14 protein-coding genes are annotated in these 15,381 nt (G+C 72.7%); 13 read left to right on the top strand and 1 reads right to left on the bottom strand.

The features are described from left to right. Positions 1-47 precede the first annotated feature (47 nt). The 8 genes from IPZ69_RS04230 (at position 48) to IPZ69_RS04195 (ending at position 8,708) form a co-directional block, all read left to right on the top strand. Entirely contained in the window at positions 48-1,136 is a 1,089-nt protein-coding gene (locus tag IPZ69_RS04230; RefSeq protein ID WP_235452304.1) for a nitronate monooxygenase, read from the top strand. Then, positions 1,133-1,882 (top strand): 16S rRNA (uracil(1498)-N(3))-methyltransferase, encoded by a 750-nt coding sequence (locus tag IPZ69_RS04225; RefSeq protein WP_235452303.1) that lies wholly within the window; start codon positions 1,133-1,135, stop codon positions 1,880-1,882. Before IPZ69_RS04230 ends, IPZ69_RS04225 begins: the two co-directional genes overlap by 4 nt. A gap of 19 nt (positions 1,883-1,901) precedes the next feature. Further along, positions 1,902-2,294, top strand: a complete 393-nt coding sequence (locus IPZ69_RS04220) for a VOC family protein (protein WP_235452302.1) — start codon at positions 1,902-1,904, stop codon at positions 2,292-2,294. Between the two features lie 203 nt (positions 2,295-2,497). Further along, positions 2,498-3,007 carry a hypothetical protein gene (locus tag IPZ69_RS04215; protein WP_235452300.1) on the top strand — a complete coding sequence of 170 codons (510 nt, stop codon included), beginning with the start codon at positions 2,498-2,500 and terminating at the stop codon, positions 3,005-3,007. Positions 3,008-3,134: 127 nt separating this feature from the next. Then, positions 3,135-6,332 carry a S41 family peptidase gene (locus tag IPZ69_RS04210; RefSeq protein ID WP_235452332.1) on the top strand — a complete coding sequence of 1,066 codons (3,198 nt, stop codon included), beginning with the start codon at positions 3,135-3,137 and terminating at the stop codon, positions 6,330-6,332. A 97-nt stretch (positions 6,333-6,429) separates the two neighbouring features. Continuing rightward, positions 6,430-6,783: a histidine triad nucleotide-binding protein gene (locus IPZ69_RS04205; protein WP_235452298.1), complete on the top strand. Its 354-nt coding sequence runs from the start codon at positions 6,430-6,432 to the stop codon at positions 6,781-6,783. 6 nt (positions 6,784-6,789) lie between these two features. Further along, positions 6,790-7,695 (top strand): ribonuclease Z, encoded by a 906-nt coding sequence (locus IPZ69_RS04200; protein ID WP_235452297.1) that lies wholly within the window; start codon positions 6,790-6,792, stop codon positions 7,693-7,695. A 20-nt stretch (positions 7,696-7,715) separates the two neighbouring features. Next, positions 7,716-8,708: an adenosine deaminase gene (locus IPZ69_RS04195; protein ID WP_235452296.1), complete on the top strand. Its 993-nt coding sequence runs from the start codon at positions 7,716-7,718 to the stop codon at positions 8,706-8,708. Here IPZ69_RS04195 and IPZ69_RS04190 read toward each other — a convergent pair. Beyond that, positions 8,672-9,907: an MFS transporter gene (locus IPZ69_RS04190; RefSeq protein ID WP_235452295.1), complete on the bottom strand. Its 1,236-nt coding sequence runs from the start codon at positions 9,905-9,907 to the stop codon at positions 8,672-8,674. The genes IPZ69_RS04195 and IPZ69_RS04190 overlap by 37 nt on opposite strands. A gap of 258 nt (positions 9,908-10,165) precedes the next feature. On the opposite strand from IPZ69_RS04190, the gene IPZ69_RS04185 reads away from it, so the two are divergent. The 5 genes from IPZ69_RS04185 (at position 10,166) to ybeY (ending at position 15,374) form a co-directional block, all read left to right on the top strand. Next, the gene (locus IPZ69_RS04185; protein ID WP_235452294.1) at positions 10,166-11,122 is read left to right on the top strand and encodes a 5-dehydro-4-deoxyglucarate dehydratase; all 957 of its coding nucleotides are present in this window, start codon (positions 10,166-10,168) and stop codon (positions 11,120-11,122) included. Continuing rightward, on the top strand, positions 11,119-12,408 hold the full coding sequence (locus IPZ69_RS04180) for a glucarate dehydratase family protein (RefSeq protein ID WP_235452293.1): 1,290 nt from the start codon (positions 11,119-11,121) through the stop codon (positions 12,406-12,408). The genes IPZ69_RS04185 and IPZ69_RS04180 overlap by 4 nt, the downstream gene beginning before the upstream one ends. An 80-nt stretch (positions 12,409-12,488) precedes the next feature. Then, positions 12,489-13,643 (top strand): carbohydrate kinase family protein, encoded by a 1,155-nt coding sequence (locus tag IPZ69_RS04175; RefSeq protein ID WP_374292742.1) that lies wholly within the window; start codon positions 12,489-12,491, stop codon positions 13,641-13,643. Between the two features lie 150 nt (positions 13,644-13,793). Continuing rightward, on the top strand, positions 13,794-14,861 hold the full coding sequence (locus IPZ69_RS04170; RefSeq protein WP_235452292.1) for a PhoH family protein: 1,068 nt from the start codon (positions 13,794-13,796) through the stop codon (positions 14,859-14,861). A 15-nt stretch (positions 14,862-14,876) separates the two neighbouring features. Continuing rightward, positions 14,877-15,374: an rRNA maturation RNase YbeY gene (ybeY, locus tag IPZ69_RS04165; protein WP_235452291.1), complete on the top strand. Its 498-nt coding sequence runs from the start codon at positions 14,877-14,879 to the stop codon at positions 15,372-15,374. Positions 15,375-15,381: the final 7 nt, after the last annotated feature.

Raw genomic sequence — 15,381 nt, 5'->3', positions numbered from 1 at the left:
GGACGGCCGGATTCGGACTTGTTCGGGGGACGTGACAACATGCGGTCATGTCCTCCGCACTGACCGATCTCTTCCCCCAGCCGATCGTGCAGGCCCCCATGGCGGGCGGTGTCTCCGTGCCGCAGCTCGCCGCCGCCGTGTCCGAGGCGGGCGGTCTCGGGTTCCTCGCCGCCGGGTACAAGACCGCCGACGGGATGTACCAGGAGATCAAGCAGCTGCGGGGACTCACGAACCGCCCCTTCGGCGTGAACGTGTTCATGCCGCAGCCGGAGTACGCCGAGTCCGGCGCCGTGGAGCTCTACGCCAACCAGCTGGCCGGCGAGGCCGCCTGGTACGAGACCGAGCTCGGCGACCCGGACAGCGGCCGCGACGACGGCTACGACGCCAAGCTCGCGGTCCTGCTCGACAACCCGGTGCCGGTGGTCTCCTTCCACTTCGGCGTGCCGACCCGCGACGCGCTGGACTCCCTGCGCCGCGTCGGCACCCTCACCCTGGTCACCGCGACCACCGCCGAGGAGGCCCTCGCGGTGCAGCGGGCCGGCGCCGACGCGGTGATCGCGCAGGGCGTGGAGGCCGGCGGCCACCAGGGCACCCACCGGGACATCAAGGAGAACGACGGCTCCGGCACCGGACTGCTCTCCCTCATCGCCCAGATCCGCGAGACCGTGGACATCCCGGTCGTCGCCGCCGGCGGCATCATGCGCGGCAGCCAGATCGCCGCGGTCCTCGCGGCGGGCGCGAGCGCGGCCCAGCTCGGCACCGCGTTCCTCGCCACCCCCGAGTCCGGCGCGAACGTCCTGCACAAGCAGGCGCTGACCAACCCCCTGTTCGCCCGCACGGAGCTGACCCGCGCGTTCTCCGGCCGCCCGGCCCGCGGCCTGGTCAACCGCTTCCTGCGCGAGCACGGCCCGTACGCCCCCGCCGCCTACCCCGAGGTCCACCACCTGACCTCGCCGCTGCGCAAGGCCGCCGCCAAGGCCGGTGACGCGCAGGGCATGGCCCTGTGGGCGGGCCAGGGCCACCGGATGGCCCGCGAGCTGCCGGCCGGGCAGCTGGTGGAGATCCTGGCGTCCGAACTCGCCGAGGCCCGGACAGCGTTGTCGGCCTCTCCCGTGACCGGCGGTGATCCGCGATGACGGCGCCCGTCTTCGTCGTCGAGCACTTCCGCGCGGGCGGCGGCGGGCAGTACGTCCTCGACGGGCCCGAGGGGCGGCACGCGGTCTCCGTGAAGCGGCTCCAGCCCGGGGAGGAGGTCGTCCTCACCGACGGCGCCGGGCGTTACGCGGTGTGCGACGTGATCGGCACCGAGGGCAAGGACCGGCTGATCGTCCACATGAGCACGGTGGACGAGGAGCCGGAGGGGTCCCCGCGGATCACCGTCGTCCAGGCCCTGCCCAAGGGCGACCGCGGCGAGGTGGCCGTCGAGACCATGACCGAGGTCGGCGTCGACGCGATCGTGCCGTGGCAGGCCGCGCGCTGCATCACCCAGTGGAAGGGCGACCGCGGTCTGAAGGCGCTCGGCAAGTGGCGGGCCACCGCCCGCGAGGCCGGCAAGCAGTCCCGCCGGGTCCGCTTCCCCGAGATCGCGGACGCGGCGACGACCAAGCAGGTTGCCGCACTTCTCGCCAAAGCCGACTTCGCCGCCGTCCTCCACTCCGACTTCGAGTACGGCTCCGAGCCCCTCGCCACCGCCGAACTCCCCACCGATGGCGAGATCGTGTTGGTCGTCGGTCCTGAAGGCGGCGTCTGTCGCGAGGAGTTGGCGCTGTTTCACGATGCGGGTGCCAAGGCGTACGTCCTGGGGGCTACCGTGCTGCGTACATCGACCGCCGGGACCGCGGCGGCGGCCCTCCTCCTGGGCCGTACCGGACGCTGGTCCTGACCCCCTGGGGGAAGACACCGTGGAACTCGCACAGGTCCGGCTGCTCGTCACCGACTTCGCCGCCTGCTACCACTTCTACGCCGAAGTCCTCGGCCTCAAGCCCCAGTCCGGGGCGACCGAGGGTCCCTACGAGAAGTTCAGCCCGCACATAGGCTCCGCGGGAATCGCGCTGCAGGACCGCACGGTCATGGCCGAGGTCCTCGGCGAACTGGGCGACACGGCGACCGGCCACCGCTCCCTGGTGGTGCTGCGCGTGGACGACCTCGACACCTACTGCGCGGAGATCACCTCCCGCGGCGCCACCCTGATCCACGGCCCGGCCCCCATGAGCGAGCGCATGCTCGTCGCCCATCTCAAGGACCCCGAGGGCAACCTCGTGGAGCTCCAGGAGTGGCTGCTGCTGCGCACCTGACGGCGACGCGCCCCGGCCGGCCTCGCCGCACGTCCGGTCGAGCCACGGTCGGCCGGGGCCGCAGGGCCACTCAAGGGTGAAGTGGTCGAACAGGTGAGTGGCCATATGCCCCCTACCGCCCCGCCGGTCTCGGTGGCAGGCTGCCCTGCATGGGGGCATCGAGGTGGAATTCGCGTCGGCCCCGCGGGACGCGGGCGGCGGCAGTGGCAGGGCTCGTGGCGCTCGCCGTGGGCGGTGTCGTGGCGTGCCAGCCGGGTGATCTGAACACGGCGACGGTGGCGTACACCACCGACCTGACGGCGACTGCCGAGCTCAAACGGCAGCACGTCGACGTGAACTGGCTCAGCTGCACCGGCCATTACGGCAACAAGGGCCACTCGCCCGGGAAGACCGCCTCGCCGTCCGAGAGCACGGTCGTCTCGGTCGACTGCCAGGGCCAGACGAAGGACGGCCGCAAGATCACCGTCACCGGCAAGGTCACCAAGGCCGTCGACGGCGCGTGCGTACGCGGCGACCTGGTCGCCAAGGTCGGCGGCAAACAGTGGTTCCACGTCAAGGGCCTCGGCAACTGCAAGGCCAGGCCCGGACCGACGTACAAGCCACCGGTCACCTACCGGCCCTCGCACGGCCGGCAGCCCGGCCCCACCGTCACGGTCACCCGGACGATCTGGTGCAAGGGCGACCCGACCTGCTGGCCGGTGGAAGGCAAGTGATCCGAAACCGGGTTCACGGACTTCGTACGGTGCTTATGGTGAGCGGGTGACTGAGTCGACAGCGACGGGTTCGGCAGGATCCTCTGCGTATCTCGGGTATCTCCGGTTCCCGCACCCGCACGGCGACCTGGTCGCCTTCACCGCCGAGGACGACGTGTGGCTCGCGCCCCTCGACGGCGGCCGGGCCTGGCGGGTCAGCGCCGACAACGTGCCGGTGAGCCACCCGCGCATCTCGCCCGACGGCAGCACCCTCGCCTGGACCTCCACCCGCGACGGCGCACCCGAGGTGCACATCGCGCCGGTCGCCGGCGGCCCCGCCAAGCGGCTGACCCACTGGGGCAGTTGGAAGACCCGCGTGTGCGGCTGGACCCCGGACGGACAGGTCCTCGCGCTCAGCACCCAGGGCCAGCCCAGCCTGCGCCGCACCTGGCTGCGTGCCGTCCCGCTCGACGGCGGACCGGCCACCACCCTGCCGTACGGGCCGGTCGGCGACGTCGCCTTCGGGCCGCACACCGTCCTGCTCTCGGCGCCGATGGGCCGCGAGGCCGCCTGGTGGAAGCGCTACCGGGGCGGTACGGCGGGCAAGTTGTGGATCGACCGTTCCGCCGAAGGTGAAGAAGGCGCCGGCGAGTTCGTACGGCTGCACGAGGGGCTGGACGGGAACATCGAGTGCCCGCTGTGGGTGGGGACGGGGGTCCCTCCTGTTCGAGCGGAGCAGGGAACCTCGGAGAGGATCGCGTTCCTCTCCGACCACGAGGGCACCGGCGCGCTCTACTCCTCCCTCGCCGACGGCTCCGACCTGCGCCGGCACACACCACTCGACGGCTTCTACGCCCGGTACGCCGCCACCGACGGCAGCCGGGTCGTCTACTCCAGCGCCGGCGAACTGTGGCTCCTCGACGACCTGGAGGGCGCCGAGCCCAGGCGGCTCGACGTGCGGCTCGGCGGGCCGCGCGTGGACCTGCAGCCCTACCCGGTGGACGCCGCCCGCTGGTTCGGGGCCGCGTCCCCCGACCACGGCGCGCGCGGCAGCGCCGTCTCCGTGCGCGGCGCCGTCCACTGGGTCACCCACCGCTCCGGTCCCGCTCGCGCCCTGGCCGCGCGGCCCGGCGTACGTGCCCGGCTGCCGCGCACCTTCCGTACGGAGGGCGAGGACTGGGTGGCGTGGGTGACCGACGCCGAGGGCGACGACGCCCTGGAGTTCGCCCCCGCCACCGGACCGGCCCCAGGCGCGACCCCGCGCCGGCTCGCCGCGGGGCGGCTCGGCCGGGTCCTGGAACTGGCCATGGCCCCCGACGGCAGCCGGGCCGCCGTCGCCGCGCACGACGGGCGGCTGCTGCTCGTCGAGCGGGAGAGCGGCGAGGTCCGCGAGGTCGACCGCAGCGAGGACGGCGAGGTGTCCGGGCTGGCCTTCTCGCCCGACTCGGCCTGGCTCGCCTGGTCGCACCCCGGCCCGCGCCCCCTCTCCCAGATCCGGCTCGCCCACACCACCGACCTGTCGGTGACCGAGGCGACCCCGCTGCGCTTCCAGGACTACGCGCCCGCGTTCACCCTCGACGGCAAGCACCTCGTCTTCCTGTCGACCCGCTCCTTCGACCCGGTCTACGACGAGCACGTCTTCGACCTGGCCTTCGTGGTCGGCGACCGGCCGCACCTGATCACGCTGGCGGCGACCACGCCGTCCCCGTTCGGCCCGCAGCGGCACGGCCGCCCCTTCGAGGCCCCGGACAAGGACGAGACCCCGGACAGCGAGGGCACCCCCACCACCCGCGTCGACCTCGAAGGGCTCGCCGACCGCATCGTCCCCTTCCCGGTCGAGGCCGCCCGCTACTCCAACCTGCGCGCGGCCAAGGACGGCGTGCTGTGGCTGCGCCACCCGGTGCAGGGGGTCCTCGGCGCCTCCCGGGCCACCCCCGAGGACCCCGACCCCAAGACGGAGCTGGAGCGCTACGACCTCGCCCAGCGGCGGGTCGAGCACCTCGCCGCCGACGCCGACCACTTCGAGGTCAGCGGCGACGGCAAACGCGTCCTGCTGTGGACCGACGGCCGGCTCCGGGTGGTCCCCAGCGACCGGCGGGCCGGCCACGAGGACGACGGCGACACCTGTGTCACCGTCGACCTCGCCCGGGTCCGGCAGACCGTCGACCCGGCCGCCGAGTGGCGGCAGATGTACGACGAGGCCGGGCGCATCATGCGCGACCACTTCTGGCGGCCCGACCTGAGCGGGGTCGACTGGGGCGGCGTCCTCGACCGCTACCGTCCGCTGCTCGCGCGCATCGCCACCCACGACGACCTCGTCGACCTGCTGTGGGAGGTGCAGGGCGAACTCGGCACCTCGCACGCCTACGTCCAGCCGTCGGGCGGCTCTGGCGGCCTGCGCCAGGGTCTGCTCGGCGCCGACATCTCCCGGCACCCGGACGGCAGTTGGCGCGTCGACCGCATCCTGCCCTCGGAGACCTCCGACCCGCAGGCCCGCGCCCCGCTGGCCGCGCCCGGAGTCGCCGTGCGCGCCGGGGACGCGATCGTCGCCGTAGGCGGCCACCCCGTCGACCCGGTGACCGGCCCCGGACCGCTGCTCGTCGGTACGGCGGGACAGCCGGTCGAGCTCACCATCTCGCCGTCGGGCGGCGGCGATCCGCGGCACGCGGTCGTGGTCCCCATCGCCGACGAGGAGCCGCTGCGCTACCACGACTGGGTCGCCGGCCGGCGTGCCTACGTCCACGAGCGCTCCGGGGGCCGCCTCGGCTATCTGCACGTGCCCGACATGCAGGCCCCCGGCTGGGCCCAGATCCACCGCGACCTGCGCGTCGAGGTGGCCCGCGAGGGACTGGTCGTCGACGTCCGGGAGAACCGCGGCGGCCACACCTCCCAGCTGGTCGTGGAGAAGCTGGCCCGGCGCATCGTCGGCTGGGTCCTGCCGCGCGGCATGCGGCCCTACAGCTACCCGCAGAACGCGCCCCGGGGCCCCGTCGTCGCCGTCGCCAACGAGTTCTCCGGCTCCGACGGCGACATCGTCAACGCGGCGATCAAGGCCCTCGGCATCGGCCCGGTGGTCGGCACCCGCACCTGGGGCGGCGTCATCGGCATCGACAGCCGTTACCACTTGGTCGACGGCACCCTGATCACCCAGCCCAAGTACGCGTTCTGGCTGGAGGGTTACGGCTGGGACGTGGAGAACCGCGGCGTGGACCCGGACGTGGAGGTGGTCCACCGCCCCCAGGACTGGGCAGCGAACAGGGACCCCCAACTGGACGAGGCGATCAGAATCGCACTGGAGTCACTGGAGGAGCGCCCACCAAAAACCCCGCCGGCTTTGCCAACTTAAGGGGCGCGGGGAACTGCGCGATCAACCCCCACGCACCCGCACCCAGCAACGATACGATGCCCCCCGGTACCAAGACCGCCCAACCCCCGGAGGGACCATGGCAGGGGAGCCGCAGGACGACTGTCTGTTCTGCAAGATCGTCACGGGTGAGGTTCCGGCGACGATCGTCCGTGAGACGGAGACGACCGTCGCCTTCCGGGACATCAACCCCCAGGCGCCCACCCACGTCCTGGTGATCCCCCGGGTGCACTACAAGGACGCGGCCGCACTCGCCGCCGCCGAACCGGCCGTCGCCGCCGACATACTGCGCGAGGCCAAGGCGGTCGCCGACGAGGACAAGCTGGAGAGCTACCGCATCGTCTTCAACACCGGCACCGGCGCAGGCCAGACCGTCTGGCACACCCACGCGCACATCCTCGGCGGCCGCGGCCTGCAGTGGCCCCCCGGATAAGTCGCCGTGTCCGTCCGTGAACTCGTGGTGCTCGGCACCGCCAGCCAGGTCCCGACCCGGCACCGCAACCACAACGGCTACCTGCTGAGGTGGGACGGCGAGGGCATCCTCTTCGACCCCGGCGAGGGCACACAGCGCCAGATGCTGCGCGCCGGGGTCGCCGCGCACGACCTGAACCGGATCTGCGTCACGCACTTCCACGGCGACCACTCCCTCGGCCTGGCCGGGGTGATCCAGCGGATCAACCTCGACCAGGTGCCGCACGAGGTCACCGCGCACTACCCGCGCTCCGGGCAGCGCTTCTTCGACCGGCTTCGGCATGCGACCGCCTACCGCGAGACGGTCGAGCTCACCCAGGCGCCGGTGGACGCCGATGGCGACCTGGCGGTGACCCCGTCGTACACCTTGCAGGCGCGCAAGCTGTCCCACCCGGTCGAGTCGTACGGCTACCGGCTCGTCGAGCCCGACGGGCGCCGCATGCTGCCCGAGCGGCTCGCCGCGTACGGGATCAAAGGGCCGGACGTCGGACGGATCCAGCGCGAGGGCGTCCTCGGGGACGTGCGCCTCGACGACGTCAGCGAGACGCGGCGCGGACAGCGCTTCGCGTTCGTGATGGACACGCGGCTGTGCGACGGGGTGTACGCGCTCGCCCAGGGCTGCGACCTGCTCGTCATCGAGTCCACCTTCCTCGACGAGGACCTGGAACTGGCCGTGGACCACGGACACCTGACGGCGGGCCAGGCGGCCGGCGTGGCCCGGGACGCGGGCGTGCGCCACCTCGTGCTCACCCACTTCAGCCAGCGCTACTCCGAGCCGGAGGAGTTCGAACGGCAGGCGCGCGCGGCCGGCTTCGAGGGGGAGCTGACCGTGGCGCACGATCTTCTGCGAGTGCCGGTTCCGAAGCGCGAATAAATCCCGTTTACGATGCTTTGATGCCTCTCCCCAAAGCAGAACTGCACCTCCACATCGAAGGCACCCTGGAACCCGAGCTGGCGTTCCGGCTCGCCGAGCGCCACGGCGTCCGGCTCCCGTACGCGGACACCGACGAGCTCCGCAAGGCGTACGACTTCGAGGACCTCCAGTCCTTCCTGAACCTGTACTACGAGCTCATGGCCGTGCTGCGCACCGAGGAGGACTTCGCCGACCTGGCCGACGCCTACCTGGCCCGGGCCGCCGCGCAGGGCGTGCGGCACGCGGAGATCTTCTTCGACCCGCAGGCGCACATCGCCCGGGGCGTGCCGATGGGCACGGTCGTCGACGGGCTGTGGCGGGCCCTCGGCCGCAGCGAGGAGAACCACGGTGTCTCCACCCGGCTGATCATGTGCTTCCTGCGGGACGAGTCCGCCGACTCGGCGCTGGAGACCCTGGAGGCGGCCCGGCCGTACCTCGACCGGATCACCGGCGTCGGTCTCGACTCGGCCGAGGTCGGCCATCCTCCGGCGAAGTTCCGTGAGGTGTACGAGGCCGCCGCCGCGCTCGGTCTGCGGCGCGTGGCGCACGCGGGCGAGGAGGGGCCGCCGGCCTACATCACCGAGGCCCTGGACCTGCTCGGCGTCGAGCGCGTGGACCACGGCCTGCGCTGCATGGAGGACCCGGCGCTGGTCGAGCGGCTGGTGCGGGAGCGGATCCCGCTGACCCTGTGCCCGCTCTCCAACGTCCGGCTGCGCGCCGTCGACGTGCTGGCCGAGCACCCGCTGCGCGCCATGGTCGAGGCCGGGCTGCTGTGCACGGTCAACTCCGACGACCCGGCGTACTTCGGCGGCTATGTCGCCGAGAACTACCACGCCGTGCGCGACGCCCTCGGGCTGACCAAGGAGCAGATGCGCGAGCTGGCCCGCAACTCCTTCCTCGCCTCCTTCCTGGAGGACGACGAGGAGCGGCGGGCCCGCTACCTGGCCGAGGTCGAGGCGTACGAGTTCTCGTAGGCCGTGTCGTAGGCGTGCCGGTCGGGTACGGCCCGCGCCTCCAGCGGGATCTCCACGACCGGGTGCGGCCGCCGTCCCGCGCGCAGGGCGACGGCGGTCAACGGCACCGAGATCGCCAGCAGGCCCGCGGCGAGGACCGCGCCCATGACCGGGAAGCCCGCCCGCGCGGACAGCACGCTCCCGGTCAGTGGGCCGGCCGCCGTGCCCAGTGACGCGGCGGAGCCGACCAGCACCGCCCAGCGGCCGCGCGGGTCCAGGGAGGCGGCGAGGCCGATCACGTACGACAGCACGATCGGGTAGAGCAGGTTCCAGGCGATCTCGCCCAGGGCGAAGCCCCTCAGGTCGGTGGCGCGGGCGCTGACCGCGATACAGACCGCGATGAGCGCCGTACCCGCGCCGATGGGCAGCGCCCGGCCGATGCGCGGCCCGAGGGCGCCCGCCCCGAAGGTCCCGAGCAGTCCGGCGCCGAGCGCGACCGCGAAGATCGCGCCGACGGCCGCCTCGGTGAGGTGTGCCTGGACGAGTCCGATGCGGCCGCTGACGCCCCACAGGGCGTTCTGGGCCAGGGACCAGCAGGGCATCGCGGCGGCGAGGACGAGGCCCAGGCGCCGGTGGGGGAGTCCGTTCGCCGTGGGCCGGTCCGCGGGGGTGCGGACGGGGGCGGTACGGGCGGACAGGCGGCCGGTGAGCGGCCAGACGGCGAGCGCGGTGAGCGCGAGCGCGGCCAGGGGCTGTCCGTGGCCCGCGCCGAGGTGCGGGATCGTCAGATAGATGGCGCCCGCGAGCGCGGAGACGCCGAGCAGGCCGAGGGTGGAGGCGCGGTGCGGGTCGGGCCGGCCGGCGATGCCGGTGGCGGCGACCGCGGTGACCGTGCCCGAGCCGAACCCGCCGAGGATCGCGCCCACGACGACGGCCGGTACGAGGCTGGTGAGGGCGGCGCCGCCGTAGCCGAGGACGGCCAGTGCGAGACCGGCGCGAGCGAGCGCGCGGGCCCCGACACGGTCCACCTTCGACGCCAGCAGGAAGCCCGCCGCGGCCGAACTCAGCAGCAGCGCGCTGCCGATGGCGCCCGCCTGGGTGGCGGAGAGGGGGAGTCCCGCGTCGAGTCTGCCGACGGTGGTGGGGAGCAGGTAGGGGGCGAGGTACCCGGCCGTGAAAAGGGCGAGGAGGGGCCAGGGAGTGGTGCGGGGGGCGGACACGGGCGTTCCCGGGGCATGCGAAAGGAGCGGCTCAGAAAGGGGAGAGGGGCGACGACCGTCGATGGACAGGAACGCGCGAGCAAGTTGTATCAAGCAGGTGGTTTACGGAAGAAGGGGAAGAGGTGTGATCTGGAACACCTTTTGTTTGGGGTGGGAGAGGCCGGGTCTCCAGTCGCGCCTTCGTCGGTGCGCCGTTGACGCCGGCCGTTCCCCTACCTAACCTCTGTTCTCATACATGGATGACGTCTACATGGGGAGATGGCGCCGGTGGCCGGTGACACGCGGACGGAGACCGTGGTGCGCGGACTGCGGGAGGGGATGGCGCGCGGCGTGCTCTCCTTCCCGCTGACCGCCTTCCACGACGACGGCACCCTCGACCCCGACGGCTCGCGCGCCCATGTCGCCGACCGGCTCGCCACCGCCCCCGGCGCCGTCTTCCCGGCCTGCGGCACCGGAGAGTTCTTCTCGCTGGACGAGGACGAGTACCGGCGGGTCGTCGGGATCGCCGTCGAGGAGGCGGCCGGCCGGGTGCCCGTGGTGGCCGGCACCGGATACGGCTGGGCGCAGGCCGCCCGGTTCGCCCGGATCGCCGAGGAGGCCGGCGCCGACGCCCTGCTCGTCCTGCCGCACTACCTGGTCGCCGCCCCGCAAGGCGGCCTGGTCGTCCAGCTGGAGCAGCTGGCCGCCCGCACCCGGCTGCCGCTCGTCGCCTACCAGCGCGGCCAAGTGGCCTACGGCGTGGAGGCGTTCCGGCGGATCACCGAGATCCCCGGGGTCGTCGGCCTCAAGGACGGCCACAGCGACCTCGACCGCCTCCAGCGGCTCACCCTCGCCGCACCCGAGGACTTCCTCTTCTTCAACGGCGCCGCCACCGCCGAGATCCAGGCCCGCGCCTACGCCGCCGTCGGCGTCCCCGCCTACTCCTCGGCCGTCCACGCCTTCGCCCCCGAGATCGCGGACGCCTTCTTCGCAGCCCTGCGGGACGGCGACCACGGCACGGCCGACACGCTGCTGCGCGAGTTCTACGTGCCCTTCGTCGAACTCCGCGACCGCGCCCCCGGATACGCGGTGTCCCTGGTGAAGGCGGCGGCCCGGCTGCGCGGCTGCCGGGTCGGCCCCGTCCGCGCCCCGCTCACCGACCCGTCCGCCGCCGACCTCGCCGACCTCAAGACCCTGCTCGCCGCCGGACTCGACCTCGTAGGAGCCGCCCTGTGACCCGCGACCTGACCATCGCCGAGGTACGGCTGACGCCCATCCTGGTCGCCGACCCGCCGCTGCTGAACACGCAGGGCGTGCACCAGCCGTACACCCCCCGGCTGATCGTCGAGGTGGTGACGGCCGACGGGATCACCGGCCTCGGCGAGACGTACGGCGACACCAAGTACCTGGAATTGGCCCGCCCGCTCGCCGACCGGCTGATCGGCCGCCGGGTCACGGATGTGAACAGCTTGTTCACCCTTGACCTCGCCGTGGACGAGTCCCGGGTCGAGGACGCCGTCGACGTCGGCGGACTGCGCGGGGTGCAGACCGCCGACAAACTGCGGCTGTCCGTCCTGTCCGCCGTCGAGGTCGCCTGCCTGGACGCCCAGGGCAAGGCGCTCGGCCTGCCCGTGCACGCGCTGCTCGGCGGCAAGGTGCGCGACGCGGTCGAGTACAGCGCCTACCTCTTCTACAGGTGGGCGGCCCACCCCGAGGGCGTGCGGGCCGAGGCGGACGACTGGGGCGCCGCCCTCGACCCGGCCGGAGTGGTCGCCCAGGCACGCCGCTTCAAGGAGCTCTACGGCTTCGCCTCCTTCAAGCTCAAGGGCGGTGTCTTCCCGCCCGACGAGGAGATCGCCGCCGTACGCGCCCTGGCGGAGGCGTTCCCCGGCCACCCCCTGCGTCTGGACCCCAACGGCGCCTGGTCCGTGGCGACCTCGCTGAAGGTGGCGAAGGAGCTGGCGGACGTCCTCGAATACCTGGAGGACCCGGCGCTCGGCACCCCGGCGATGGCCGAGGTGTCCGCGGGCACCGACGTCCCGCTCGCCACCAACATGTGCGTGACGACGTTCGCGGAGATCAAGGAGGCGTTCGCCCGCGACGCCGTTCAGGTGGTTCTCTCCGACCACCACTACTGGGGCGGGCTGCGCAACACCCAGCACCTGGCCGCTCTCTGCGCCACCTTCGGCGTCGGGATCTCCATGCACTCCAACACCCACCTGGGGATCAGCCTGGCCGCGATGACCCACGTCGCCTCGACCGTCCCGGGCCTGCGGCACGCCTGCGACTCCCACTACCCCTGGCAGTCGGAGGACGTCCTGACCGAGCGGCTTGCCTGCCGCGGCGGGCGGATCGCCGTGTCCGACGCACCAGGGCTGGGCGTCGAGCTGGACCGCGAGAAGCTGGCCGCGCTGCACCGCCGTTGGGCCGAGGACGACGGAACCCTGCGCGACCGGGACGACGCCGCCGCGATGCGGGTGGCCGAGCCCGGCTGGGTCACGCCGGCCGTGCCCCGCTGGTAGGAGGCCACTGCCACGACCGCCGCCGCTCCCCGCGATCTGGTGCACACTGGCCAGATCCGCACCACCGCAGGGAGCGCACCGTGACCGCGTCCAACGCGTTTGCCGGAGAGGAACCGGAGTACCGGGAATTCACTGTCGGGGCCCCGCACTGCCCGGCCCATGTCGACCCCCTCGCCGCCCTGCGCGTGCCCGACGACCCGCCCTGGGACGTCTACCTCACGGGAACCGTCTTCCTGGACATCATCTTCACCGGGCTCGACTCGGCCCCCGTGCGTGGAACGGAGTCCTGGGCCCGGGGGATGGGCTCCAGCCCCGGCGGGGTCGCCAACATGGCCACGGCACTGGCCCGCCTCGGCCTGAAGACGTCCCTCGCCGCAGCCTTCGGCGACGACCACTACGGCGAGTACTGCTGGGACGCGCTCGCCCGGGGCGAGGGCATCGACCTCGCCCTGTCGCGCACGGTCCCGGGCTGGCACTCCCCGGTCACCGTCTCCATGGCCTACGAGGGCGAGCGCACGATGGTCTCGCACGGCCACGAGCCGCCCCCGGAGGAGCCCGCGCCGGACTGCCCGCCCCGCGCGCGTGCCGCCGTCGCCTCCCTCACGCCCGGCAGCAGCGCCCCCTGGGTCGCCCAGGCCGCGCGCAAGGGCACCCGCGTCTTCGCCGACGTGGGCTGGGACGAGACCGGCGCCTGGGACCTGGCCGGGCTGCCCGACCTGAAGCACTGCGAGGCCTTCCTGCCCAACGCCGAGGAGGCCAAGCGCTACACCGGCGCCGGCTGCCCCCGCGAGGCGGCCCACGCCCTGACCGCACACGTACCGGTGGCGGTGGTGACGCTCGGCTCCGAGGGCGCGTACGCGGTGGACCGCCGCACCGGGGAGGCCGCCGAGGTGCCCGCGATCGCCGTGGAGGCCCTCGACCCGACCGGTGCAGGCGACGTCTTCGTCGCCGGCTTCGTCACCGGCACCCTGGCCGGCTGGCCGCTCGCCGACCGCCTCGCCTTCGCGGGCCTGACGGCGGCCCTGTCCGTCCAGGAGTTCGGGGGGTCGCTGTCGGCGCCCGGCTGGTCGGAGATCGGCGCCTGGTGGCGCAAGGTGCGCTCGGTGCCGGGGCAGGATCCGGCGGCACTGGAGCGGTACGCGTTCCTGGCCGGCCTCGTGCCACCGGAGGAGCAGGTGCGGCCGTGGCCGCTGCGTCGGGCGGTCCCGACGATCGGGTTCCGGCGCTCGGCGTGAGGGCCGGTCCGAGGCTCGTCACGGGTCTGTTCCAGGGCATGGAAAAGGCCTACGGCGTTGTCAGTCCCCCGTCGTACCCTTGGAATCGCGAGGCCGCCCTCAGCTACGCGGCCGTGACGAGGAGGAACCGCAGGCCTTAAGCGCCGGCCCATGACTCAGACACCCACAGCTCAGACCCCCGCGCAGGGGCAGGCGAGAGCACAGTTCACGGTCCCCGCCCAGCATCCGATGGTCACCGTGCTGGGATCCGGCGACTCCCTCCTGCGCGTGATCGAGAAGGCCTTCCCCGGGGCCGACATACATGTCCGGGGCAATGAGATCAGCGCGGTCGGCGATGCCGGTGAAGTCGCCCTCATCCAGCGCCTGTTCGACGAGATGATGCTGGTGCTCCGCACCGGGCAGCCGATGACGGAGGACGCAGTGGAACGCTCGATCGCGATGCTGCGGGCGAGCGAGAACGGGGAGGGCCCGGCGGAGACCCCGGCCGAGGTCCTGACGCAGAACATCCTGTCCTCGCGCGGCCGCACGATCCGCCCCAAGACGCTCAACCAGAAGCGGTACGTCGACGCGATCGACAAGCACACGATCGTCTTCGGCATCGGCCCCGCCGGTACCGGCAAGACCTACCTCGCCATGGCCAAGGCGGTGCAGGCCCTGCAGTCCAAGCAGGTCAACCGCATCATCCTGACCCGCCCCGCGGTCGAGGCCGGCGAGCGGCTGGGCTTCCTGCCCGGCACGCTCTACGAGAAGATCGACCCCTACCTGCGCCCGCTGTACGACGCGCTGCACGACATGCTCGACCCGGACTCGATCCCGCGTCTGATGGCGGCCGGGACGATCGAGGTCGCGCCGCTCGCCTACATGCGCGGACGCACCCTCAACGACGCCTTCATCATCCTGGACGAGGCCCAGAACACGAGCCCCGAGCAGATGAAGATGTTCCTCACCCGTCTCGGCTTCGACTCGAAGATCGTGATCACCGGTGACGTGACGCAGGTCGACCTGCCGAACGGCACCAAGAGCGGTCTGCGGCAGGTGCAGGACATCCTGGAGGGCCTGGAGGACGTCCACTTCTCCCGGCTGTCCTCCCACGATGTCGTACGGCACAAGCTGGTGGGCCGTATCGTCGACGCGTACGAGTTGTACGACAGCAAGCACGGCACCGAGAACGGCACCCACAAGGGCGGCCGGGGCAGGTCCGGGCACAAGGGGAAGTAGAGACACGGCAGCACCATGTCGATCGACGTCAACAACGAGTCCGGAACCGAGGTCGATGAGCAGGCGATCCTCGACATCGCCCGCTACGCGCTCGCGCGGATGCGCATCCACCCGCTCTCCGAGCTCTCGGTGATCGTCGTGGACGCCGACGCCATGGAGCAGTTGCACATCCAGTGGATGGACCTGCCCGGCCCGACCGATGTCATGTCCTTCCCGATGGACGAGCTGCGGCCGCCGTCCAAGGACGAGGAGGAGCCCCCGCAGGGCCTCCTCGGCGACATCGTGCTCTGCCCGGAGGTCGCCGCCAAGCAGGGCGCCGAGGCACCCACGCAGCACTCCATGGACGAGGAGCTCCACCTGCTCACCGTCCATGGCGTGCTGCACCTGCTCGGCTACGACCACGAGGAGCCGGACGAGAAGGCCGAGATGTTCGGCCTCCAGGCGGCCATCGTGGACGGCTGGCGTGCGGAGAAGGGCCTGACCGGCCCCTCCCCGGCGCCCACGGTCTCGTAAGCGGGTC

Origin of the sequence: Streptomyces olivochromogenes, from assembly GCF_021538895.1 — a bacterium.
In the GTDB taxonomy this organism is placed as follows: Bacteria; Actinomycetota; Actinomycetes; order Streptomycetales; family Streptomycetaceae; genus Streptomyces; species Streptomyces olivochromogenes_A.
The sequence above is the reverse complement of the archived record's forward strand: the minus strand, read 5'-3'. Positions and strand labels throughout refer to the sequence as shown.